16 protein-coding genes are annotated in these 23,617 nt (G+C 62.4%); 1 reads left to right on the top strand and 15 read right to left on the bottom strand.

From position 1 onward, the window contains the following. Positions 1 to 12 precede the first annotated feature (12 nt). From rplB to rpsL, 9 genes are all read right to left on the bottom strand, one after another. Positions 13 to 846 carry a 50S ribosomal protein L2 gene (rplB, locus tag BRA1253DRAFT_RS37700; RefSeq protein WP_007603020.1) on the bottom strand — a complete coding sequence of 278 codons (834 nt, stop codon included), beginning with the start codon at positions 844 to 846 and terminating at the stop codon, positions 13 to 15. A 12-nt stretch (positions 847 to 858) separates the two neighbouring features. Beyond that, positions 859 to 1,161 carry a 50S ribosomal protein L23 gene (locus BRA1253DRAFT_RS37695; protein WP_007603019.1) on the bottom strand — a complete coding sequence of 101 codons (303 nt, stop codon included), beginning with the start codon at positions 1,159 to 1,161 and terminating at the stop codon, positions 859 to 861. Continuing rightward, positions 1,158 to 1,778, bottom strand: coding sequence for a 50S ribosomal protein L4 (rplD, locus tag BRA1253DRAFT_RS37690; protein ID WP_007603018.1), 621 nt, complete (start codon positions 1,776 to 1,778; stop codon positions 1,158 to 1,160). Before rplD ends, BRA1253DRAFT_RS37695 begins: the two co-directional genes overlap by 4 nt. 1 nt (position 1,779) lies before the next feature. After that, a complete protein-coding gene (gene rplC, locus BRA1253DRAFT_RS37685; RefSeq protein WP_007603016.1) occupies positions 1,780 to 2,493 on the bottom strand; it encodes a 50S ribosomal protein L3 in 714 nt (237 codons plus the stop codon). A 53-nt stretch (positions 2,494 to 2,546) separates the two neighbouring features. Further along, positions 2,547 to 2,855 carry a 30S ribosomal protein S10 gene (gene rpsJ, locus BRA1253DRAFT_RS37680; RefSeq protein ID WP_002712302.1) on the bottom strand — a complete coding sequence of 103 codons (309 nt, stop codon included), beginning with the start codon at positions 2,853 to 2,855 and terminating at the stop codon, positions 2,547 to 2,549. Positions 2,856 to 2,937: 82 nt separating this feature from the next. Beyond that, positions 2,938 to 4,128, bottom strand: coding sequence for an elongation factor Tu (gene tuf / locus BRA1253DRAFT_RS37675; protein WP_007603012.1), 1,191 nt, complete (start codon positions 4,126 to 4,128; stop codon positions 2,938 to 2,940). Positions 4,129 to 4,168: 40 nt separating this feature from the next. Then, positions 4,169 to 6,241 carry an elongation factor G gene (gene fusA / locus BRA1253DRAFT_RS37670; RefSeq protein WP_007603010.1) on the bottom strand — a complete coding sequence of 691 codons (2,073 nt, stop codon included), beginning with the start codon at positions 6,239 to 6,241 and terminating at the stop codon, positions 4,169 to 4,171. Positions 6,242 to 6,271: 30 nt separating this feature from the next. Continuing rightward, a complete protein-coding gene (rpsG, locus tag BRA1253DRAFT_RS37665; RefSeq protein WP_007603009.1) occupies positions 6,272 to 6,742 on the bottom strand; it encodes a 30S ribosomal protein S7 in 471 nt (156 codons plus the stop codon). 15 nt (positions 6,743 to 6,757) lie between these two features. Further along, positions 6,758 to 7,129 carry a 30S ribosomal protein S12 gene (gene rpsL / locus BRA1253DRAFT_RS37660; protein WP_007603006.1) on the bottom strand — a complete coding sequence of 124 codons (372 nt, stop codon included), beginning with the start codon at positions 7,127 to 7,129 and terminating at the stop codon, positions 6,758 to 6,760. A gap of 640 nt (positions 7,130 to 7,769) precedes the next feature. On the opposite strand from rpsL, the gene BRA1253DRAFT_RS37655 reads away from it, so the two are divergent. Beyond that, complete coding sequence (locus tag BRA1253DRAFT_RS37655) at positions 7,770 to 9,008, top strand: NAD(P)/FAD-dependent oxidoreductase (protein ID WP_007603001.1); 1,239 nt, start codon at positions 7,770 to 7,772, stop codon at positions 9,006 to 9,008. Here BRA1253DRAFT_RS37655 and BRA1253DRAFT_RS37650 read toward each other — a convergent pair. The 6 genes from BRA1253DRAFT_RS37650 to rplJ form a co-directional block, all read right to left on the bottom strand. Continuing rightward, entirely contained in the window at positions 8,936 to 10,957 is a 2,022-nt protein-coding gene (locus tag BRA1253DRAFT_RS37650; protein WP_007602999.1) for an ABC transporter ATP-binding protein, read from the bottom strand. The two genes, BRA1253DRAFT_RS37655 and BRA1253DRAFT_RS37650, sit on opposite strands and share 73 nt — an antisense overlap. A gap of 132 nt (positions 10,958 to 11,089) precedes the next feature. Beyond that, complete coding sequence (locus BRA1253DRAFT_RS37645; RefSeq protein ID WP_007602998.1) at positions 11,090 to 13,150, bottom strand: FAD-dependent oxidoreductase; 2,061 nt, start codon at positions 13,148 to 13,150, stop codon at positions 11,090 to 11,092. Positions 13,151 to 13,340: 190 nt separating this feature from the next. Further along, the gene (gene rpoC, locus BRA1253DRAFT_RS37640) at positions 13,341 to 17,537 is read right to left on the bottom strand and encodes a DNA-directed RNA polymerase subunit beta' (RefSeq protein ID WP_007602997.1); all 4,197 of its coding nucleotides are present in this window, start codon (positions 17,535 to 17,537) and stop codon (positions 13,341 to 13,343) included. A gap of 128 nt (positions 17,538 to 17,665) precedes the next feature. Beyond that, the gene (gene rpoB / locus BRA1253DRAFT_RS37635) at positions 17,666 to 21,781 is read right to left on the bottom strand and encodes a DNA-directed RNA polymerase subunit beta (protein WP_007602996.1); all 4,116 of its coding nucleotides are present in this window, start codon (positions 21,779 to 21,781) and stop codon (positions 17,666 to 17,668) included. A gap of 482 nt (positions 21,782 to 22,263) precedes the next feature. Continuing rightward, on the bottom strand, positions 22,264 to 22,641 hold the full coding sequence (rplL, locus tag BRA1253DRAFT_RS37630; protein ID WP_007602994.1) for a 50S ribosomal protein L7/L12: 378 nt from the start codon (positions 22,639 to 22,641) through the stop codon (positions 22,264 to 22,266). A 54-nt stretch (positions 22,642 to 22,695) separates the two neighbouring features. Further along, on the bottom strand, positions 22,696 to 23,214 hold the full coding sequence (rplJ, locus tag BRA1253DRAFT_RS37625; RefSeq protein ID WP_035995742.1) for a 50S ribosomal protein L10: 519 nt from the start codon (positions 23,212 to 23,214) through the stop codon (positions 22,696 to 22,698). Between the last annotated feature and the right edge of the window lie 403 nt (positions 23,215 to 23,617).

Below are 23,617 nucleotides of genomic sequence, written 5' to 3'. Positions count from 1 at the left end.
GTCCGGCGTTCCTTACTTCTTCCGCTTGTGGCGGCTTAGGAGAATGAATTTGTTGGTCGACTTGTTCGAGCGGGTCTTCTTGCCCTTGGTCGGCTTGCCCCACGGAGTAACCGGGTGGCGACCGCCCGAGGTACGACCTTCACCACCGCCGTGCGGATGGTCGATCGGGTTCATGGAAACGCCGCGGTTGTGCGGCTTGCGGCCCAGCCAACGGTTGCGGCCGGCCTTGCCGATCGACGTGTTCATGTGATCCGGGTTCGACACCGCGCCAATCGTGGCGCGGCAACGGCCGTGCACCAGGCGCTGTTCGCCCGAGTTCAGGCGGACGATCACGTAGTCCTGGTCGCGACCGACGAGCTGGGCGTAGGTGCCCGCGGAACGGGCGAGCTGGCCGCCCTTCCCGATCTTGACCTCGATGTTGTGGATGATCGTGCCGACCGGCATGTTGCCGAGCGGCATGACATTGCCCGGCTTCACGTCGACGTAGTTGCCGGCGACGACGGAATCACCGACGGCCAAACGCTGCGGCGCCAGGATATAGGCCTGGGTGCCGTCTTCGTACTTGACCAGCGCGATGAAGGCGGTGCGGTTCGGATCGTATTCCAGCCGCTCGACCGTCGCGGGCGCATCGACCTTGTCACGCTTGAAATCGACCGTACGCAACGTCCGCTTATGACCGCCGCCGCGGAAGCGCACGGTGATGCGACCGGTGTTGTTGCGGCCGCCAGAGGAGTGCTTACCTTCGGTGAGCGCCTTGACCGGCTTGCCCTTGTAGAGGGCCGAACGATCGACCATGACCAGCTGGCGCTGGCCCGGCGTCGTGGGATTGAATGTCTTCAGTGCCATCGTCGTACGACCTTACAGACCGGTGGTCACGTCGATCCGGTGACCCTCTTCGAGAGTCACGATCGCGCGCTTGGAGTTCGACTGCGAGCCGAGATTGCCGCGGAAGATCTTGGTCTTGCCCTTGCGGACCAGCGTGTTGACACTCTTGACCTTGACGTCGAACAGCTTCTCGATCGCTTCCTTGATCTGCGGCTTGGTCGCCTTTGCGGCCACCTTGAACAGCACCTTGTTGTGCTCCGAGGCGATCGTGGCCTTTTCGGTCACGACCGGCGACAGGATCACGTCGTAGTGGCGAGGCTCGATGTTCTTCGTCATTTGAAGCGCGCCTCCAGCGCATCGATGGCGGCCTTGGTCAGAACAAGCTTCCGACGGCGCAGGATATCATAGACGTTGATGCCCTGGATCGGCAGCACGTCCATGTTCGGGATGTTGCGGGCTGCAGCGGCGAAGCCGTTGTTGAGCTCGGCGCCGTCGATGATCAGCGCGTTGGTCAAACCCAGACCGGAGAAATGACCGAGCAGCGCCTTGGTCTTGGCAGCTTCCAGCGCTGCCTTGTCGATCACGATGAGATCGCCGTCCTTGGCCTTGGCCGAGAGCGCATGCTTGAGGGCGAGCGCACGGACCTTCTTCGGCAGGTCGGTGGCGTGCGAACGCACCACCGGACCGAAGGCACGGCCACCGCCGCGGAACTGCGGCACGCGAGCCGAGCCGTGACGAGCACCACCGGTGCCCTTCTGCTTGTACATCTTCTTGCCGGTGCGCCAGATCTCGGCGCGGCCCTTGGCCTTGTGCGTACCGGCCTGGCGCTTGTTGAGCTGCCACTGCACGCAACGTGCAATGATGTCCTGGCGCGGCTCGAGGCCGAAAATGGTGTCGGAAAGCTGGACCGAGCCGGCTTCCTTACCTTCGAGGGTCGTGACCTTCAATTCCATCTCACGCCTCCTGCGCAGCCGGAGCAGCGTCCGCTTCGCCAGCAACCTTGAACTTGCCGGGCTTCGGAGCTTCCTTCGGCAGCGGCTTCTTGACGGCGTCGCGCACGCGGATCCAGCCGCCCTTGGAACCGGGAACGGCGCCTTCGACGAGGATCAGACCGCGCTCGACATCGAGCTGAACGACCCGAAGGTTGAGCGTGGTGATGCGGTCGACGCCCATGTGACCGGGCATCTTCTTGTTCTTCCAGGTCTTGCCCGGATCCTGACGGCCACCGGTCGAACCGATCGAACGGTGCGAGACCGAGACGCCGTGAGTGGCGCGCAGACCGCCGAAGTTCCAGCGCTTCATACCGCCGGCAAAACCCTTACCGACCGAAGTACCGGTGACGTCGACGAACTGACCGACGACAAAGTGGTCGGCCAGGATCTCGGCACCGACGGGGATCATCTGATCCGCGGAGACGCGGAATTCCTCGACCTGCCGCTTCGGCTCGACCTTGGCGACCGCGAACTGGCCGCGCTCCGCCTTGGGCATGTACACGGTCTTGCGGCTGCCAGAACCAAGCTGGAGCGCGACATAACCGTTTTTCTCTTCGGTGCGGTGGCCTACGACCTGGCAATTGCCGAGCTTCAGCACGGTCACGGGGATATGTTCGCCGGCCTCTGTAAAGACCCGCGTCATCCCGACCTTTTGTGCGATCACTCCGGAGCGCATCGGCGTGCTTCCTGTTCTTTCTGTCCGCTAGTGGCGAACGTGATCCAAAAATCTTAGAGCTTGATCTCGACGTCGACACCGGCGGCCAGGTCGAGCTTCATCAAAGCATCGACGGTCTGCGGGGTCGGGTCGACGATGTCGAGCAGGCGCTTGTGAGTGCGCATCTCGAACTGCTCGCGGCTCTTCTTGTCGACGTGCGGCGAACGGTTGACGGTGAACTTCTCGATGCGGGTGGGCAGCGGAATGGGTCCGCGGACCTGCGCGCCGGTGCGCTTCGCCGTGTTCACGATCTCGCGGGTCGACGTATCGAGGATACGATGGTCGAACGCCTTGAGACGGATGCGAATATTTTGGCCGTTCATTGCCGTGGTCTTTCTTCAGTGGGGTGGCGAATAGCGAATAGCGAATGTCACATTCGCTATTCGCCGATCCCTATTCTCGTAATTACTCGATGATCGAGGCCACGACGCCGGCGCCGACGGTGCGGCCGCCTTCGCGGATCGCGAAGCGGAGCTTCTCTTCCATCGCGATCGGCACGATCAGGTGCACTTCCATCGCGATGTTGTCGCCCGGCATCACCATCTCGGTACCCTCCGGCAGATGCACGACACCGGTCACGTCGGTGGTGCGGAAGTAGAACTGCGGACGGTAGTTGGTGAAGAACGGGGTGTGGCGGCCGCCCTCTTCCTTGGTGAGGATGTAGGCCTCAGCCTTGAACTTGGTGTGCGGCTTGACCGAACCCGGCTTGCACAGCACCTGGCCGCGCTCGACGTCCTCGCGCTTGGTACCACGAAGCAGCGCACCGATGTTGTCGCCGGCCTGGCCCTGATCGAGCAGCTTGCGGAACATTTCGACGCCGGTAACCGTGGTCTTCTGCGTGGCGCGCAGACCGACGATCTCGATTTCCTCGCCGACCTTGACGATACCGCGCTCGACACGGCCGGTCACGACGGTGCCGCGGCCCGAGATCGAGAACACGTCTTCAACCGGCATCAGGAACGGAAGGTCGACCGGACGCTCCGGCTGCGGAATGTAAGCGTCGACCTGCTTCATCAGCTCGAGGATGGCCTCATGGCCGAGCGTCTTGTCGGAATCTTCGAGGGCGGCGAGCGCCGAGCCCTTGATGATCGGGATGGTGTCGCCCGGGAATTCGTACTTCGAGAGCAGCTCGCGAACCTCGAGCTCGACCAGCTCGAGCAGTTCCGGATCGTCGACCATGTCGCACTTGTTGAGGAACACGACCAGCGCGGGAACGCCGACCTGGCGGGCGAGCAGGATGTGCTCGCGGGTCTGCGGCATCGGACCGTCAGCGGCCGACACGACCAGGATCGCACCGTCCATCTGGGCAGCGCCGGTGATCATGTTCTTCACGTAGTCGGCGTGGCCGGGGCAGTCGACGTGCGCGTAGTGGCGGTTCTTGGTCTCGTATTCGACGTGCGCCGTCGAGATCGTGATGCCGCGCGCCTTCTCTTCCGGCGCCTTGTCGATCTGGTCGTACGCCGTGAACGTCGCACCGCCGGCTTCGGCGAGGACCTTGGTGATCGCCGCGGTCAGCGACGTCTTGCCATGGTCGACGTGACCGATGGTGCCGATATTGCAGTGCGGCTTGTTACGTTCAAACTTTGCTTTGGCCATTTGACTCTCCGTTCAATCGTCAGTTCGAGACCGACGACAATCAGGCAAACTTCTTCTGGACTTCTGCCGACACGTTGGCCGGCGCTTCTGCGTAGTGGTCGAACTGCATGGTGAAGGTTGCGCGACCCTGGCTCATCGAGCGCAGGTTATTCACGTAACCGAACATGTTCATGAGCGGCACCATCGCGTTGATGACGTTGGCGTTGCCGCGCATGTCCTGACCCTGGATCTGACCGCGCCGGGAATTCAGGTCGCCGATGACGGAGCCGGTGTAATCTTCCGGGGTCACCACTTCGACCTTCATGATCGGCTCGAGCAGGACGGACTTGCCCTTCTGCAAGGCTTCGCGGAATGCAGCACGCGATGCGATTTCGAAGGCGAGCGCCGACGAGTCGACGTCGTGATACTTGCCGTCGACGAGCTGAACCTTGACGTCGACCACGGGGAAGCCCGCGACGACACCAGAGCCCATCACGCTGTTGAGGCCCTTTTCGACGCCGGGGATGTATTCCTTCGGAACCGCACCGCCGACGATCTTGGACTCGAACTCGTAACCCTTGCCGGGCTCGTTCGGCTCGACCACGATCGACACTTCCGCGAACTGACCGGTACCGCCGGTCTGCTTCTTGTGGGTGTACTTGACCTCGGCCCTCTTGGTGACGCGCTCACGGAACGCCACTTGCGGCGCGCCGATGTTGGCATCGACCTTGTAGGTGCGGCGGAGAATGTCGACCTTGATGTCGAGATGGAGCTCGCCCATTCCCTTGAGGATGGTCTGGCCGGACTCCTGGTCGGTCGACACGCGGAACGACGGATCCTCCGCAGCGAGCTTCGCCAGCGCCACACCGAGCTTTTCCTGGTCGGCCTTGGACTTGGGCTCGATCGCGATCTCGATGACCGGCTCGGGGAATTCCATCTTTTCGAGGATCACCGCCTTGTCGGGATCGCACAGCGTGTCACCGGTGCGCGCTTCCTTCAGGCCAGCCAGCGCAACGATGTCGCCGGCATAGGCTTCCTTGATGTCTTCGCGGTTGTTCGCATGCATCAGCAACATGCGACCAATGCGCTCCTTGCGGTCGCGCGTCGAATTGATGACGCCGGTACCCGACAGCAGCGTGCCGGAATAGATGCGGCAGAAGGTGATGGTGCCGACGAACGGGTCGTCCATGATCTTGAAGGCCAACAGAGCCAGCGGCTCCTTGTCGTCCGGCAGGCGAACGACCTCGTTGCCGTCTTCATCGACGCCCTTGATGGCGGGCACGTCAACCGGCGACGGCAGATAATCCACGACCGCGTCGAGCAAAGGCTGCACGCCCTTGTTCTTGAACGCCGAGCCGCACAACACCGGGAAGAACGCGCCAGTCAGCACGGCCTTGCGGATCAAGCGCTTCAACGTCGCCTCATCGGGCTCCTTGCCGTCGAGGTAAGCGGCGAGAACTTCGTCGTCGAGCTCGACGGCGGCTTCCAGCAGCTTCTCGCGATATTCCTTGGCCTTCTCGACCATGTCCTCGGGAATATCGATGTCCACGAACTTGGCGTCGAGCTTCTCTTCTTCCCAGATCACGCCCTTCATGCGAACGAGATCGACCAGACCCTTGAAGTTGTTCTCGGAACCGATCGGAAGTTGGATCGCGATCGGCTTTGCGCCGAGACGATCGATAATGTCCTGCATGCACTTGTAGAAGTCGGCGCCGGTCTTATCCATCTTGTTGGCGAAGACGATGCGCGGAACTTTGTACTTGTCGCCCTGGCGCCAGACCGTCTCGGTCTGGGGCTCGACGCCCTGGTTCGAGTCGAGCACGCACACGGCGCCGTCGAGCACGCGCAGGCTGCGCTCGACTTCGATGGTGAAGTCGACGTGGCCGGGAGTGTCGATGATGTTGAGACGCTTGCCTTCCCAGAACGCGGTGGTCGCGGCCGACGTAATCGTAATGCCGCGCTCCTGCTCCTGCTCCATCCAGTCCATCGTCGCGGCACCTTCGTGCACTTCGCCGATTTTGTGGCTCTTGCCGGTATAATAGAGGATGCGCTCGGTGGTCGTGGTCTTGCCGGCATCGATATGCGCCATGATACCGAAGTTACGGTAGTTCTCTATGGCATGAACGCGGGGCATGGAGTGTTCCTTAGATTCCGTGTGTCGCCGTTACCAGCGATAGTGCGAGAAGGCGCGGTTGGCTTCCGCCATCCGGTGCACGTCTTCGCGCTTCTTGACGGCGTTACCCCGGTTGTTCGACGCGTCCAGGAGCTCCGCAGAGAGCCGCTCGGTCATCGTCTTCTCGTTGCGGTCACGCGCAGCCGAGATCAACCAGCGAATGCCCAGCGCCTGACGGCGCACCGAGCGAACTTCGACCGGAACCTGATAGGTCGCGCCGCCGACGCGGCGGGAGCGCACTTCGATCGTCGGCATGACGTTCTCGAGTGCCTGCTCGAACACGCCGAGCGGGTTCTGCTTGGTCTTGCTTTCGATGAGGCCGAACGCGCCGTAGACGATGCCTTCGGCGACCGACTTCTTTCCGGCGTACATCACCGAATTCATGAACTTCGTAACGATGATATTCCCGAACTTCGGATCGGGAAGGACTTCGCGCTTTTCGGCAGAATGGCGACGAGACATGGACCTGGTTCCCGCTTACTTCGGACGCTTGGCGCCGTACTTCGAACGACGCTGCTTACGGTTCTTGACGCCCTGGGTATCCAGAACGCCGCGGAGGATGTGGTAGCGCACGCCGGGCAAGTCCTTGACGCGACCGCCGCGGATCATGACCACCGAGTGCTCCTGGAGGTTATGGCCCTCACCGGGGATGTAGCCGATCACCTCGAAGCCGTTGGTCAGGCGCACCTTGGCAACCTTACGAAGCGCCGAGTTCGGCTTCTTCGGGGTCGTGGTGTAAACGCGCGTGCAAACACCGCGCTTCTGCGGCGACTGCTGCAGCGCCGGCACCTTCTTGCGCGACTTCTGCACTTCCCGCGGTTGAGCGATCAGCTGGTTGATCGTCGGCATCCTGGCATTACCCTTTGTGTTCTGCCGCGGCCCGTCACCGGGTCCGCAAATTCTTTCGAGCTACCCGCCCGACGAGGCCACCTTGCGCGGAACAATCCGCACAAAGCGAAATCGCGCCAACCACCCATTAACGGGCGGAAAGCGCTTCGACGCCACAGAGGACCGCAGTAGTTGAACCGGTCAGCTTGAAGCTGCGGTCCGCGCACCGAGGTCATGCATCCGAATTCGATCTCGAGAGAACATGCTCACGAGACCTAAAATCGCACTGGCATTGCCTAGCTATGATCGACAGCGTTTGAGCGGCATTCGTCGAGGTTGGTGCCTGTCTTGGTGATCCCAGGGGATCAAACAGGTGGCCCGTTCCGACGTTGGCGATGCTCACCGCCTGTCGTTAAGTGAGGGGGTTCTATAAGTGGGAGTCGGTCAAGTCAAGGCGAAACGTCAGTCAGAAGCGCTTCCCGCGCCTGCCGAAATCGCTTCCTGGGCCGCTCGCTGCGCCTTCGCGACATGGAAATGAAGAGCGCGTTCCGCCACCTCGAATCCAATTTATACCCGGGTTAAATATACTTTTATGACCTTTGGCTAAGGCTTTCTTTCCTGTTGGGGCGCCAATGTACCGCCTTGGGCAGGGATTGGCACCATGCGGTACACCGACATTGCCATTATCGGCGGGGGATTGTCCGGCTCGACCGCCGCCGCGATGCTCGGCCGTAGCGGCATTTCGACCATCCTGATCGATCCGCATGAGAGCTATTCTGCGGACTTTCGAGTCGAAAAACTCAGCGGCCACGTGCAGGTCGGGCGATTCTTGCAGACGGGAATCGCCGAATCGGTGCTGCGCCGCGCGACCTTTGTGGGTGAGAACTGGATCGCGCGCTTTGGCCGCCTTCTCGACAAGGCGCCAAGCCGGCAGTTCAACATCCTCTACGATTCCCTCGTCAACGCTGTCCGCGACGAAATTCCTGCCGGTGTCGAGCGCGTCTGCGCCAAGGCCGTCTCGGTCGAGACAAGTACGGAGCGGCAGAAGGTCACTCTGTCCAACGACGAGATGGTCTCCGCCCGACTGGTCGTGCTCGCCAACGGACTCAATGTCGGCCTGCGCCACCAGCTGGGAATCGCCCGAAAAGTCGTCAGTGCCTGCCATTCGATTTCGATCGGGTTCGACGTGGTGCCCGCGGGACGGGACTCGTTCGACTTCCCGGCGCTGACCTATTTCTCGGAACGGCCGAGCGACCGCATCCCCTATCTCACGCTTTTTCCGATCGGGACGCGGATGCGCGCCAATCTGTTCGTCTACCGCAGCTTCGACGATCCCTGGCTGGTTGAGCTGCGCCGCGCGCCCGCCGAGACGTTGAACGCCGCGCTGCCACGGCTCAAGCGCATCACCGGACGATTCGACATTCCCGGTGAGCTGAAAATCCGCCCGGTCGATCTCTATGTGAACGATGCCAGCGGCCAACCCGGCCTCGTGCTGGTGGGCGATGCCTTCTCGACCTCCTGCCCTGCCGCCGGCACCGGCTGCGACAAGGTCTTCACCGACGTCGAGCGGCTCTGCAACCTCTACATCCCGCAGTGGCTGGCCTCCGACGGGATGGATACAAGCAAGATCGCCACCTTCTACGCAGATCCGGTCAAGCGGGCGTGCGACGATTGGTCGGCGGCGAAGGCGTTCGACTTCCGCTCGGTCTCGATTGCGACGAGCCCCTATTGGACGGCGCAGCGCTGGGGACGCTTCATTGCCTGGTCGGTTCAGGGGCTATTGCGGCCGCTTGGAGGAGCCTTCGATCTGGAGCCGAACGTCCTCGGTCACTCCTCCTCATCGTCCTCGTCGAGGTCGTCTTCATCCTCGTCGTCATCGTCGCTGTCCTCGTCGACGTGAGCCGGCGCGCCATGCGGTTGATGGATCTGGTCGTTCCACAGCTTGCGATAGGTGCCGTTTTTGGCGAGCAGCTCGGCATGCGAGCCGCGCTCGATCGCCCTGCCCCCTGAAATCACGATGATCTCGTCCATCTCGACCACCGAGGTCAGGCGGTGGGTCGACCAGATCATGGTGCGGCCCTTGGCAACCTTCAGCAGCGTGCGGTTGATTGCGGCTTCCGTGGTCTGGTCGAGCGCCGAAGTGGCTTCGTCCAGCAGCAGCACGGAGGGATTACGGATGACCGCGCGCGCGATCGCAATGCGCTGGCGCTGGCCGCCCGACAAGGTATCGCCGCGCTCGCCCACCGGCGTGTCGTATCGCTGCGGCAGGCTCATGATGTAGCGGTGGATCTCGGCCTTCTTGGCCGCCTCCTCCACCTCCTCGTCGGTCGCGCCCTCCTTGCCGAGCCGTATGTTCTCCCGGATCGACATGTTGAACAGCATGTTCTCCTGGAACACCACCGCCATGCTCCGGCGCAGCGAATCCAGCGTCACCTTGCGGACGTCGACGCCGTCGATGGTGACCCGCCCCTCGTCCGGCACATAGAGCCGCAGGATCAGATTCAGCAGCGTGCTTTTGCCGGAGCCCGAGGGACCGACGACGGCAATGCGCTTGCCGACATTGAGCTTGAGGCTGAGATTGTCCAGCACCGGCGTCTGGCTGCCTTCGTACTGGAACGTCACGTGGTCGAAGGTGATGTCGTTGGTGATGCGGGGCAGATCGGGCGCGCCGGCACGATCGGCGCTGCGCGTGGGCTCGTCGAGCAGCTCCTGCATGTGACGAATCGCGGCTGCCGAGGAGATCGACACGGGGATGAAGTGCATCACATGGGCGATGTTGTAGGACACCTCCCAGAACGCGCTCTCGAAGGTGACGAAGGTGCCGATGGTGATCTGACCCTTTGTCGCCAGATATGCGCCGATCGCGAGCACGACGAGATGCAAGAGCAGCACCGAGATGGTGACCGTCCGCTCTACCATGGTCGACAGGAACGCCGCCGAGGCCATCCTGTTTCGCGTCTCGTCGTTGCGAAAGGTGAAGAAGCCGAGCATCCGGCGTTGCAGGCTGAACGCCTTGATCACGGCCTGCGCCGCCACGTTCTCCTGCACCATGCCAAGCAGCGCGGACTCATTGAGCTTCTGCTCGTAATTCGCCTGAACGGCCTTCGGCGTCAGCATGCGGGGACCGATCAGCGTGATCGGGAACACCAGCAGCGCAACCGCCGCGAGCTGCCAGTTCAGGAACACCATGAGGATGATTCCCGCGATCAACTCCAGGAACGGCAATGCCGCGCTGTTGGCGAAGGTCTTGACCGAGCCCTCGAAGGCCGCGAGGTCAACGGAGAAGCGCGACAGGATCTCGCCGCGCTTGGTGCGGCCGAAATAGGCCGCCGGCAGGTCCTGGACGTGCTCGAACAGCCGTTTGCGGACGTCGGAGATGATGCACGCCGCGAGCCGCGCATCCCAGCGCTCGTACCAGACCGCGACGATCGAGGTGAAGATGCCCGCGACCGCGAGCACGCCGAGGATCTTGTACAGCGCCTGGAAATCCTCCTCGCCGAGCGCGTCGTCGATCAGGTACTTCAGGCTGAGCGGCATGATGACGTTGAATAGCGTCTCGACGAAGACGCCAAACGCCACGAAGGACAGCATCTGCTTGTAATTGACCAGGAAGGGTTTGACGAAGCCCAGGATAGTCGCGAGCGCGCCGGCGGCCTCGCGCGCGGTAAAGACGACGAGGTCCTCGTCCTCATCGTCGTCATCGAGCTCCAGCCCGCCATCCTCCTCGTCTTCATCGTCCTCGTCGTCTTCGAGGTCCGGCTTGGCGATAGGGACGAGCTTATCGTCGAGCTCGGCCGCCTCTTCCGCGGCGAGCTTCTGTTTGTCGGGCGGGAGGGGCTTGGACGCCATGAAACCAACCGATGCTGACGGCCGGCATGACCGCAGAGAAAGAAGGAAATAGCGGAAACCGCTATTGCATCGATTCTATGCGATCAGGATGAATTCGGCAAAACAATTGGCGAAGGCGTCCGCTTCAGGCGGCTAGTCGTCTTCCTCGTCCTCGACCTTGTCGAAAAAGGAATAGCGCAACGAATCGGCGTCGGCGTACCACTGGCCCGGGCCCTTGTTGGCGGCGAGCGTCGTCTCCCAGAGCGCGTCGGTGCAGTCCTTGCGGTGCATCGACAGCTCGAAGCCGTTGCCGAAGAACAGTTCGGACCATTCCCACCAGGTGCCGAGCTTCTTGACGCCGCGCAGAAGGTCGTAGCGGTCGATCAGTGCCGGCGCCATGTCCGAGGTGATCGAGCCGAACACGAGCCCGGTCTTGACCACACGGTTCAGCTCCCTGATCGCACGGACCACCTGCTTCGGGGAAACATGGCAGAGGCTGGTCTCGAACACGAAGTCGAACGCACCGTCTTTGAACGGCATGGCGGTGATCGAACCGAGCTTGTTGTACTTCTTCAGCGCCTTCGGCGTTCTGGCGTGAATGGTGCGGTTGTTCTCGATGCCGAAGGCATCGATACCGCGGTCGCGCAGCGCGCCGACAAGCTCGCCGCTGGCCGAGCCCGCGATCAAGAGCTTCGTGCCTTTGGTTTTGCCCCAGACGATGCCGATCAGTTTTGTGAGATAGTCGGGATCGGTGAAGTGTTGCCACACTTCGCTGTAAGGACCCTGGCCGCGATAATTGTCAAAATAATCGCGATCGATCTTGTCCGAGAGCGGCTTGTCGTCCTGCGAACGCTCGCGGCGCAGGCGCATCATCTCGGTCAAGATGATGTCGGTCGCCGCGTCCGAGGAATCGAGCAGGCCGTTCAGCGTCGAGTCGAACAGATAGTCGCCGACCACCACGATTCCGGGATGTTCCTTCGGCTCGGGGCGGTGATTGGTCATGACGTCGCGCACGGGCAAGCCGCCCGGAATCGCGTTCACTGACGACAACCAGCGGTGGATCTTGCCTTCCATGAAATGCGCGCGTGCATCGCCGAGCGATGCCGGCAGCGATTTCAGCGCGGCATCGATCAGCTCCTGGTCGGAGAGATTCGCGAACGCCAGCGCGTCGGAGCCCGGAATCAGCCAGTTCAGCACGCCGTGCTTGCCCACATCATGGCGCGCGCCCTCGTTATAGACGCAGCAACCGCCAAAGGCCTCCGACATGAACCAGGCGCCGGCGATCTTGTCGCCCCAGAACGGCGTGTCGAACAGAATCGAGACCCGCAAATAGTGCGCAGGACGGTCGAAGTACGAGACGTGCTTGACCATCGACTTGCGGAGCTGTTCGCCCTCCCAGCCGACGGTTCCGAGCCAGGAATGCGGCAGACAGACCAGCACAAGGTCGAAGTCGCGCGTCTCTGGCCCCTTGCCGTTCATCATCTTGAGTTGATAGCGACCGGTCGGCGCCTTGCCGACCGTGAGGATTCGGTGATTGAGCTGGATGTCGGCATTGACCTCCGACTGGAGGCACTCGATGAGCTGCTCGTTACCGTTCTGGATGGAATAGAGGCCGATATAGCCGTCGACATCCATCAGGTAGTTCTTGAGCGCGTTGAGACCGTTGGTGTTGTGGCTCTCGGTCGCGAGGTCCGAACGCGCCATCACCTTGAAGAATCGTTTTGCGGTCTCGTCCTCGACCTCCTCGTCGAGCACCTGTTCGGCGGTCTTGTAGGCCCAGGGATTCTCGTTGTCGTGCGCGCCGACGCCCTCGTAATACTCGATCGGCGTCATCGCCTCGGCGCAGCGCTTACGGAACGCCTCAATCGCAGCCGCGGTCTTGGCACCATATTTGCGACGCATGCCCGCGACGTCGTTGAGGAGCTCGCCGCCGAACTGCACCTGCTCGGCATCCATCGGAATGGTCTGCAAGCCGAAATGCTGGATCAACTCGCGCAACGGATCCGGCCCGGTCATCGAGTAGTCGTAGATCTCGGCAACGCCGGCCTCGTACATCGCGGGCGCGGAATCGAATTTGCGCGTGACGATCTTGCCGCCGAGCCGGTCGGATGCCTCGTAGATGGTGACGCGGCAGAGGTCGCCGAGCTTGCGCTTCAAATACCAAGCGCTCATCAGCCCACCGGGGCCGCCGCCTACGATTGCGAGATCAAGCATGAGAATTCCGTGGTCTCCGGCCCGCCCCTTCACGGGACCACCGGTCTAAGCTCTCCTAGCAGAAGCGCTTTTGCGCCTGAAGGAAAGATGAACAAAGGTTGATCCTGCACCGCAACAGGGAAACAAAGCAGCAAAAAGGCCGGCTTGCGCCGGCCTTTTCAGTGTCCTCGGTATTCCTACGGATGAATGATCATTCCGCAGGTGGCAGCGCCATCGGCTCCACTTCCGGCGCCGGCGGCACGACGGCCGCCTGCTTCTCGCGCTCGTCGAGGATCATCTTGTCGCGCTTCACCGCGACTTCGCGGATCTTCGCCATGGAGGCGCCGGTGCCTGCCGGAATCAGCCGACCGACGATGACGTTCTCCTTGAGGCCTTCGAGCGGATCGACCTTGCCGTTGACCGCCGCTTCCGTGAGGACGCGGGTGGTCTCCTGGAACGAGGCCGCCGAGAAGAAGGAGCGGGTCTGAAGGCTGGCCTTGGTGATGCCGAGCAGAACCGGCGTCCCCGTGGCGATCTTCTTGCCCTCTTCCTTGGCCTTCGCGTTGATCTGGTCGAACTCGATCTTGTCGATCTGCTCACCCGAGATCATGTCCGTGTCGCCCTGGTCGGTGACTTCCACCTTCTGGAGCATCTGCCGGACGATCACCTCGATGTGCTTGTCGTTGATGAGCACGCCCTGGAGCCGGTAGACCTCCTGGATCTCGTTGACCAGATAGGCCGCGAGTTCCTCGATGCCCTTGACCGCCAGAATGTCGTGCGGCGCCGGGTTGCCTTCCACGATGAAGTCGCCCTTTTCGACGACGTCGCCGTCCTGAAGGTGGATGTGCTTGCCCTTCGGGATCAGGTACTCGCGCGCCTCGTCGGTCTTGTCCATCGGCTCGATCGAGATGCGACGCTTGTTCTTGTAGTCGCGCCCAAACCGGATGGTGCCCGCGATTTCGGCGATGATCGCCGCATCCTTCGGACGCCGAGCCTCGAACAGTTCCGCCACCCGCGGCAGACCGCCGGTGATGTCGCGCGTCTTGGCGCTTTCGGTCGAGACACGGGCGAGAATGTCGCCCGCCTGGACCTTGGCTCCGACATCGACCGACAGAATGCCGTCGACCGACAGCATGTAGCGAGCATCGCCGCCACGGGCGAGCTTGAGCACCTTGCCGTCCTTGCCCTTGATCACGATGGCGGGACGCAGGTCCCCGCCGCCGCGCATCGAGCGCCAGTCGATGACCACGCGCTTGGCAATGCCGGTGGCCTCGTCGAGCGTTTCCGAGATCGACTGTCCCTCGACCAGATCCTCGAAGCCGATGGTGCCTTCGACCTCGGTGAGGAGCGGACGGGTGTAGGGATCCCATTCGACGATACGCTGGCCGCGCTTGACCATGTCGCCCTCGTCGACGTGCAGGCGCGAACCGTACTGAATACGGTGCGTCGCACGCTCGGTGCCGTCGGCATCGACGATCGCGATCACCATGTTGCGAACCATCGCAACCAGGTGGCCGTCGCTGTTGCGGGCGATGGCCTTATTCCTGATCACGATCTTGCCGTCGAAGTTGGATTCGACGAAAGATTGCTCGTTCAGCTGCGCCGCACCGCCGATGTGGAAGGTACGCATGGTGAGCTGGGTGCCCGGCTCGCCGATCGACTGGGCCGCGATGACCCCGACCGCTTCGCCGTGGTTGACCGGCGTGCCGCGAGCGAGATCGCGGCCGTAGCACTTGCCGCAGATGCCGTTGACGAGCTCGCAGGTCAGCGCCGAGCGGATCTTCACCTCCTGGACGCCGCCCTGATGAATGGCATCCAGATGGCTCTCTTCCATCAGCGTACCGCGCTTGAAGATCACCTTGCCCGTGCTGTCACGCACGTCTTCGCAGGCCGTGCGTCCGAGGATGCGCGAGCCGAGCGAAGCGACCACGGTGCCGGCATCGACGATGGCGCGCATCTTGATGCCGAGCTTGGTGCCGCAATCGTCCTGCGTGATGATGCAATCCTGCGCGACGTCGACGAGACGACGGGTCAGGTAGCCGGAGTTCGCAGTCTTCAACGCGGTGTCCGCGAGGCCCTTGCGGGCGCCGTGGGTCGAGTTGAAGTACTCGAGCACCGAGAGGCCTTCCTTGAAGTTCGAGATGATCGGCGTCTCGATGATCTCGCCAGACGGCTTGGCCATCAGGCCGCGCATGCCGGCGAGCTGGCGCATCTGGGCCGGCGAACCGCGGGCACCGGAGTGAGCCATCATGTAGATCGAGTTGATGTCGGCATCCGCCCCGCTCGCCGTCTTCTTGGTCGAGGAAATCTCCTTCATCATCGCCTTGGCGATTTCTTCCGTGGCCTTCGACCAGGCGTCGACGACCTTGTTGTACTTCTCGCCATGGGTGATCAGACCGTCGTTGTACTGCTGCTCGAAATCCTTCGCCAGCGTACGTGTGGTGTCGACGATCTTCCACTTGGAGTGCGGCACGACCATGTCGTCCTTGCCGAACGAGATGCCGGCCTTGAACGCGTTGTAGAAGCCGAGCGCCATGATGCGGTCGCAGAAGATCACCGTCTCCTTCTGACCGCAGTGGCGGTAGACCTGGTCGATGACGCCGGAGATCTCGCGCTTGGTCATCAGCTTGTTGATGATCTCGTACGGAACGCGCGGGTTCTTCGGCAGCAAATTGCCCAGCATGACGCGGCCAGCGGTGGTCTCGATCCAGCGCTTGGAGATCTTGCCGGTCTCGTCGATGCCTTCCCACCGGTACTTGATCTTGGTGTGGAGGTGGATGACCTTCGCGTGCAGCGCGTGCTCGAGCTCCGCCATCTCGCCGAAGATCTTGCCCTCGCCGGGCAGGCCTTCGCGCATGATGGAGACGTAGTAGAGACCGAGCACGATGTCCTGCGACGGCACGATGATCGGCTGGCCGTTCGCCGGATGCAGGATGTTGTTGGTCGACATCATCAGGACGCGCGCTTCCAGCTGCGCTTCGAGCGACAGCGGGACGTGCACGGCCATCTGGTCGCCGTCGAAGTCGGCGTTGAACGCGGCGCAGACCAGCGGGTGGAGCTGGATCGCCTTGCCCTCGATCAGCACGGGCTCGAACGCCTGGATGCCGAGGCGATGCAGCGTCGGTGCGCGGTTGAGCAGCACGGGATGCTCGCGGATGACCTCGTCCAGGATGTCCCAGACCTCGGGCCGCTCCTTCTCGACCAGCTTCTTGGCCTGCTTCACGGTGGTGGACAGGCCCTTGGCGTCAAGCCGCGAGTAGATGAACGGCTTGAACAGCTCGAGCGCCATCTTCTTCGGCAGGCCGCACTGATGCAGGCGCAGCTCGGGACCGACCACGATCACCGAACGGCCCGAATAGTCGACGCGCTTGCCGAGCAGGTTCTGACGGAACCGGCCCTGCTTGCCCTTGAGCATGTCGGCGAGCGACTTCAGCGGACGCTTGTTGGCGCCGGTGATGACGCGGCCGCGGCGGCCGTTGTCGAACAGCGCGTCGACGGCCTCCTGAAGCATGCGCTTCTCGTTGCGGATGATGATGTCCGGCGCGCGCAGCTCCATCAGCCGCTTCAAGCGGTTGTTGCGGTTGATGACGCGGCGGTACAGGTCGTTGAGGTCCGAGGTCGCGAAGCGGCCGCCATCCAGCGGCACCAGCGGACGCAGGTCCGGCGGAATCACCGGGACCACGGTCATGATCATCCATTCCGGCTTGTTGCCGGAGTGGCGGAACGCTTCCACGATCTTCAGGCGCTTGGCGAGCTTCTTGTGCTTGATGTCGGAGTCGGTCTCCTGCATCTCTGCGCGCAAGGTCAGCTCGAGCTTCTCGAGATCCATGCCCTTGAGCAGCTCGCGGATCGCTTCCGCGCCGATCATGGCGGTGAAGGAATCCTGGCCGTATTCGTCCTGCGCCTTCAGATACTCGTCTTCGGACAAGAGCTGACGGTCCTTCAGCGCGGTGAGGCCCGGCTCGAGCACCACGTAATATTCGAAATAGAGGATCCGCTCGAGATCCTTCAACGTCATGTCGAGCAGGAGGCCGATGCGCGAGGGCAGCGACTTCAGGAACCAGATGTGGGCGACGGGGGCTGCGAGCTCGATATGGCCCATGCGCTCGCGCCGGACGCGCGACAGCGTGACTTCGACCGAGCACTTCTCGCAGATGATGCCCTTGTACTTCATGCGCTTGTACTTGCCGCACAAGCACTCGTAGTCCTTGATGGGCCCAAAGATGCGGGCGCAGAACAGGCCATCGCGCTCGGGCTTGAAGGTACGGTAGTTGATGGTTTCCGGCTTCTTGATCTCGCCGTACGACCAGGACAGAATCTTCTCGGGGCTCGCGATCGAGATCCGGATCTGGTCGAAGACCTGAGCCGGCGTCGTCGGATTAAAGAGATTCATAATTTCTTGGTTCATCGTCTTCTCCTCGCGTGCCGGTCGCCTCCGGCAGCAAATTCGAAAATCACTATGCGGGGCGCCCTGCCCTCGCGATTCGAGGACTGGGCGCCGATGCCCGGCCATTCAGGCCGGGCATGAGGGTCGTATTACTCGGCCGCTTCCGCCGTCCCCGGTCCGACCTTGGAATTGTGCAAGTCGACGTTGAGGCCGAGCGAGCGCATTTCCTTGACCAGCACGTTGAACGATTCCGGAATACCGGCCTCGAAGGTGTCGTCGCCACGCACGATCGCCTCGTACACCTTGGTACGGCCAGCGACGTCGTCCGACTTCACGGTCAGCATCTCCTGGAGCGTGTACGCCGCGCCGTAAGCCTCGAGCGCCCACACTTCCATTTCGCCGAAGCGCTGGCCGCCGAACTGCGCCTTGCCGCCCAGCGGCTGCTGGGTAACGAGCGAGTACGGACCGATCGAACGCGCGTGGATCTTGTCGTCGACGAGATGGTGCAGCTTGAGCATGTAGATGTAGCCCACCGTCACCTTGCGGTCGAAGGCATCGCCGGTGCGGCCGTCATAGACGGTCGACTGGCCCGAAGCGTCGAGACCGGCAAGCTTCAGCATCTCCTCGATGTCGGCTTCCTTGGCGCCGTCGAACACCGGCGTCGCGATCGGAACGCCGCGGCTCAGATTGTGGCCGAGCTCGATCAACTCGTTGTCGTTGAGCGACTTGATCGTCTCGTCCTCGCCGTAGACCTTCTTCAAGGTTTCCTTCAGCGGCCTGATGTCCTGCTTCGACAAATAGGCATCGACCGTCTGGCCGATACGCTTGCCGAGGCCGGCACATGCCCAGCCGAGATGGGTCTCGAGGATCTGTCCGACGTTCATGCGCGAGGGCACGCCGAGCGGATTGAGCACGATGTCGGCATGCGTACCGTCTTCGAGGAACGGCATGTCCTCGATCGGCACGATCTTCGACACCACGCCCTTGTTGCCGTGGCGGCCGGCCATCTTGTCGCCGGGCTGGATCTTGCGCTTCACCGCGACGAAGACCTTGACCATCTTCATCACACCGGGCGGCAATTCGTCACCGCGCTGAAGCTTTTCGACCTTGTCGAGGAAGCGCTGTTCAAGCCCCTTCTTCGACTCGTCGTACTGCTTCCGCATGGCCTCGATCTCGGCCATCAGCTTGTCGTTCGGCGAAGCGAACAGCCACCACTGCGACTTCGGGTACTCCTCGAGCACCGCACGGGTGATCTTGGTGTCCTTCTTGAAGCCTTTCGGACCGGCGATGCCCTGCCGTCCTTCGAGCAGCTCGGCAAGGCGGTTGTAGACGTTGCGGTCCAGGATCGCCTGCTCGTCGTCGCGGTCCTTGGCCAGACGCTCGATCTCTTCCCGCTCGATCGCCAGCGCACGCTCGTCCTTGTCGACGCCGTGCCGGTTGAACACGCGCACTTCGACGATGGTGCCCTGCACGCCCGGAGGAACGCGCAGCGAGGTGTCGCGGACGTCGGAAGCCTTCTCGCCGAAGATGGCGCGCAGGAGCTTTTCTTCCGGCGTCATCGGGCTTTCGCCCTTCGGCGTGATCTTGCCGACCAGGATGTCGCCGGCGCGCACTTCCGCGCCGATGTACACGATGCCGGCTTCGTCGAGGTTCTTCAGCGCTTCTTCCGAGACGTTCGGAATGTCGCGGGTGATTTCCTCGGGTCCGAGCTTGGTGTCGCGGGCCATCACCTCGAATTCTTCGATATGAATCGAGGTAAACACGTCTTCCTTCACGATCCGCTCGGAGAGCAGGATCGAGTCTTCGAAGTTGTAGCCGTTCCACGGCATGAACGCGACGAGCACGTTCCGGCCGAGCGCGAGCTCGCCGAGATCGGTCGACGGACCGTCGGCGATGATGTCGCCCTTCTTGACGATGTCGCCGACCTTCACCAGCGGACGCTGGTTGATGCAGGTCGACTGGTTGGAGCGCTGGTACTTCATCAGCCGGTAGATATCGACGCCCGACTTGGTCGGATCGAGATCTTCGGTGGCGCGGATGACGACGCGGGTCGCGTCGATCTGGTCGATCACGCCCGAACGGCGCGCCGCGATCGCAGCACCCGAGTCACGCGCAACCACGCCTTCCATGCCGGTGCCGACGAACGGCGCTTCGGCGCGAACCAGCGGCACCGCCTGGCGCTGCATGTTCGAGCCCATCAGCGCACGGTTGGCGTCGTCGTTCTCGAGGAACGGGATCAGCGCGGCTGCGACCGAAACGAGCTGCTTCGGCGACACGTCCATGTAGTCGACCTTGTCCGGGGTCACCGGCAAGACTTCGCCGGCGTGACGGCAGACCACGAGGTCTTCGGTGAAGCGGCCCTTCGGATCGAGCGGCACGTTGGCCTGCGCGACCGTGTAGCGGCCCTCTTCCATTGCCGAGAGGTACACGACCTCGTCGGTGACGCGGCCGTCCTTGACCTTGCGATACGGGGTCTCAACGAAGCCGTACTTGTTCACGCGCGCGAAGGTCGCGAGCGAGTTGATCAGGCCGATGTTCGGACCTTCCGGCGTCTCGATCGGGCAGATGCGGCCGTAATGCGTCGGATGCACGTCGCGCACCTCGAAGCCGGCGCGCTCGCGGGTCAGACCGCCCGGTCCAAGCGCCGACAGGCGGCGCTTGTGGGTGATCTCCGACAGAGGGTTGGTCTGGTCCATGAACTGCGAGAGCTGCGAGGAGCCGAAGAACTCGCGCACGGCAGCGGCCGCCGGCTTCGCGTTGATCAGGTCCTGCGGCATGACCGTGTCGATGTCGACCGAAGACATGCGCTCCTTGATCGCACGCTCCATGCGGAGCAAGCCGATGCGGTACTGGTTCTCCATGAGCTCGCCGACCGAGCGCACACGGCGGTTGCCGAGATGGTCGATGTCGTCGATCTCGCCCTTGCCGTCGCGCAAGTCCACCAGCGTCTTGATGACGGAGAGGATGTCTTCCTTGCGCAGCGTGCGCTGGGTGTCGGGCGCATCGAGGTCGAGGCGCATGTTCATCTTGACGCGGCCGACGGCCGAGAGGTCGTAGCGCTCGGCGTCGAAGAACAGCGACTGGAACATCGCCTGCGCCGAATCCAGCGTCGGCGGCTCGCCGGGACGCATGACGCGGTAGATGTCGAACAGCGCGTCCTCACGCGTCATGTTCTTGTCGGCCGAGAGCGTGTTGCGGATGTAGGCGCCGACATTGACGTGGTCGATGTCGAGCAGCGGCAGTTCCTTGTAACCCTGCTCGTTGAGAGCCTTCATCGACTTGTCGGTGATCTCTTCACCGGCTTCCGCGTGGATCTCGCCGGTCTTGGGATTGACGAGGTCCTCGGCGATGTAGTTGCCGACGAGCTCCGCATCCGACAGGCGCAGCGCCTTCAGACCCTTCTCCTGCATCTGACGCGCACCGCGCACGGTGAGCTTCTTGCCGGCTTCGAGCACGACCTTGCCGGTATCGGCGTCGATCAGGTCGTTGATGGTCGAGTAGCCGCGGAAACGATTGGCGTCGAACGGAACGCGCCAGCCTTCCTTGATCCGCTTGTACTGGATCTTCTTGTAGAAGGTGCTGAGGATCGCCTCGCCGTCGAGACCGAGCGCGAACATCAGCGACGTCACCGGAAGCTTGCGGCGACGGTCGATACGCGCATAGACGATGTCCTTGGCGTCGAACTCGATGTCGAGCCAGGAGCCGCGATACGGGATCACGCGGGCGGCGAACAGCAGCTTGCCCGACGAATGGGTCTTGCCCTTGTCGTGGTCGAAGAACACGCCCGGCGAACGGTGCATCTGCGAGACGATGACGCGCTCGGTGCCGTTGACGATGAAGGTGCCGTTCATCGTCATGAGCGGGATATCGCCCATGTAGACGTCCTGCTCCTTGATGTCCTTGACCGACTTCGCGCCGGTTTCCTCGTCGATATCGAACACGATGAGGCGCAGCGTCACCTTGAGGGGAGCCGCGAAGGTCATGCCGCGCTGGCGGCACTCGTCGACGTCGTATTTCGGCGGCTCGAACTCGTAGCGGACGAATTCCAGCATCGAGGTGCCCGAGAAGTCGGAGATCGGGAACACCGAGCGGAACACCGCCTGCAAGCCCTCGTCCGACCGTCCGCCCTGGGGCTCGTCGACCATCAGGAACTGGTCATAGGACGCCTTCTGAACCTCGATGAGGTTCGGCATCTCGGCCACTTCCTTGATGTGTCCGAAGAACTTGCGAACGCGTTTGCGACCGGTGAATGTCTGCTGCGCCATCGTGGCCTCTCATTTTCGTCGCCCGATTTGGGCGCGCCCTCCGGAACGCGGCGACCGCCGCTCCCCGGGTTGAATTTTTCGAACCCGTCTTGGGGGCCGGAGACTCAGTTTCAGGCAGGAATGTCCTGAATCTGTTCTTCAGACCTTCAAAACGCAAAACGACGCGCGGGGCGCAGGAGCGCGCCCGCCCGTCACAACCATCCTCTTCACGGACTGCAAAAGCCCGAAATAGCTTGCTCTCCCAACGGCTTACAGGGAATGCGGCATCCCTGCCCACCGCGCTTTCGTGCTGCCGACCCGATATGGGGCGACATTAGTGCAGATTCGAGGGACAAACCCTCAAATCCCCACACTTTTTCGTGTTCGGCCTGCGTCGGGTCGTTCCGTCGCACGCCTTTTGCATCCAGCCCACCCTTTCGGGGAGTGGACCGAGACCCCGGTTGCGATGATGCGCACCGGGATCTCGTGCCAGTAAGCGTTGCTTACTTGAGCTCGACCTTCGCGCCAGCCTTCTCGAGCTGGGCCTTGAGCTTCTCGGCTTCGTCCTTGTTCACGCCTTCCTTGACAGGCTTGGGCGCGCCCTCGACGAGGTCCTTTGCTTCCTTCAGGCCCAGGCCGGTGATGGCGCGGACTTCCTTGATGACCTCGATCTTCTTGTCGCCGGCGGCGGCAAGAACGACCGTGAACTCGGTCTTCTCTTCGGCCGGAGCGGCGGCAGCGCCACCACCAGCCGGGCCGGCCACGGCGACAGCCGCGGCAGCCGAAACGCCCCACTTCTCTTCGAGGAGCTTCGCGAGTTCGGCAGCTTCGAGCACGGTGAGGCTCGAGAGGTCGTCAACGATCTTCTGCAGGTCAGCCATTGTTCAGTTTCCTTGAATGTAAGTCTGGTTCGGGTTTGAGTTTTGCGAAGGGCGTCAGGCCGCTTCGCCCTTTGAGGCATAAGCCTGGATGACGCGCGCGAGCTTGCCCGCGGGCGCGTTGGCGAGCTGAGCGATCTTGGTCGCCGGGGCCACAAGCAGGCCGACGATCTTGGCGCGCAGTTCGTCAAGCGACGGCAGCGAGGCAAGTGCCTTCACGCCGTCGACATTCAGGACGGTCTTTCCCATCGAGCCGCCAATGATGACGAACTTTTCGTTCGCCTTGGCGAATTCGACGGCGACCTTTGGCGCCGCTACCGGATCGTCCGAGGTGGCGATCACGGTCGGTCCCTTCAGCATGGGGCCGATGGCAACGACGTCAGTGCCTTCAAGAGCAATTTTGGCGAGACGGTTCTTCGAGACCTTCACCGAGGCGCCAGCCTGCTTCATCTGCATGCGCAGCTTCTGCATCTGGGCAACGGTCAGGCCGGAATATTGGGCAACGACCGCGACGCTCGTGGTCTTGAAGACCCCATTGAGCTGTTCGACCGCTTCCTTTTTTGCCGCTCGTTCCACAGCAAGCTCTTTCCGGTTGGCGGTCATCGCGAAAGCGGGACCGCCGGGTTGCACCCATCGTCCCGCCCAAACCTGAACCTCAGGGCCAAACCCATCGGACACGCCGGGCAAGACGACAATTCAAAGCCTGCCCTCCGGGAGCCCGTTAGGGCCCACGGCGTGTCGAGGTCCGAACCAAACCCATTCCGCAACCGACCCTAAGGTGGCCACGAAGTGAAATCCGGTCTTCACCCGTCTATGCAGGCCATGCGATTAAGCCGTTGAGAAATCGAAATTCCCCGCGGGCGCCTGCAGTCTTGGACAGGACAAGGTCAGCCGGCGAACCGCCCGACCTCTGCCCGCATCCCACACCCGACGAATTTCCCTCCTTTTCCAGCCAATCCTCACGGACGTCCTGAAAAGG

Source organism: Bradyrhizobium sp. WSM1253 (assembly GCF_000244935.1).
Taxonomy (GTDB): domain Bacteria; phylum Pseudomonadota; class Alphaproteobacteria; order Rhizobiales; family Xanthobacteraceae; genus Bradyrhizobium; species Bradyrhizobium canariense.
Note: the sequence above shows the minus strand (reverse complement) of the source record. Positions and strands in the feature narration are given on the sequence as shown.

What these genes read in the sequence shown, in the direction of transcription:
- rpoB (WP_007602996.1), bottom strand. Translation starts at nt 21,781, where the DNA reads ATGGCGCAGCAGACATTCACCGGTCGCAAACGCGTTCGCAAGTTCTTC.
- rplL (WP_007602994.1), bottom strand. Translation starts at nt 22,641, where the DNA reads ATGGCTGACCTGCAGAAGATCGTTGACGACCTCTCGAGCCTCACCGTG.
- rplB (WP_007603020.1), bottom strand. Translation starts at nt 846, where the DNA reads ATGGCACTGAAGACATTCAATCCCACGACGCCGGGCCAGCGCCAGCTG.
- BRA1253DRAFT_RS37650 (WP_007602999.1), bottom strand. Translation starts at nt 10,957, where the DNA reads ATGGCGTCCAAGCCCCTCCCGCCCGACAAACAGAAGCTCGCCGCGGAA.
- BRA1253DRAFT_RS37695 (WP_007603019.1), bottom strand. Translation starts at nt 1,161, where the DNA reads ATGACGAAGAACATCGAGCCTCGCCACTACGACGTGATCCTGTCGCCG.
- BRA1253DRAFT_RS37645 (WP_007602998.1), bottom strand. Translation starts at nt 13,150, where the DNA reads ATGCTTGATCTCGCAATCGTAGGCGGCGGCCCCGGTGGGCTGATGAGC.
- rplD (WP_007603018.1), bottom strand. Translation starts at nt 1,778, where the DNA reads ATGGAATTGAAGGTCACGACCCTCGAAGGTAAGGAAGCCGGCTCGGTC.
- fusA (WP_007603010.1), bottom strand. Translation starts at nt 6,241, where the DNA reads ATGCCCCGCGTTCATGCCATAGAGAACTACCGTAACTTCGGTATCATG.
- rpoC (WP_007602997.1), bottom strand. Translation starts at nt 17,537, where the DNA reads ATGAACCAAGAAATTATGAATCTCTTTAATCCGACGACGCCGGCTCAG.
- rpsL (WP_007603006.1), bottom strand. Translation starts at nt 7,129, where the DNA reads ATGCCGACGATCAACCAGCTGATCGCTCAACCGCGGGAAGTGCAGAAG.
- rpsJ (WP_002712302.1), bottom strand. Translation starts at nt 2,855, where the DNA reads ATGAACGGCCAAAATATTCGCATCCGTCTCAAGGCGTTCGACCATCGT.
- rplC (WP_007603016.1), bottom strand. Translation starts at nt 2,493, where the DNA reads ATGCGCTCCGGAGTGATCGCACAAAAGGTCGGGATGACGCGGGTCTTT.
- rpsG (WP_007603009.1), bottom strand. Translation starts at nt 6,742, where the DNA reads ATGTCTCGTCGCCATTCTGCCGAAAAGCGCGAAGTCCTTCCCGATCCG.
- BRA1253DRAFT_RS37655 (WP_007603001.1), top strand. Translation starts at nt 7,770, where the DNA reads ATGCGGTACACCGACATTGCCATTATCGGCGGGGGATTGTCCGGCTCG.
- tuf (WP_007603012.1), bottom strand. Translation starts at nt 4,128, where the DNA reads ATGGCCAAAGCAAAGTTTGAACGTAACAAGCCGCACTGCAATATCGGC.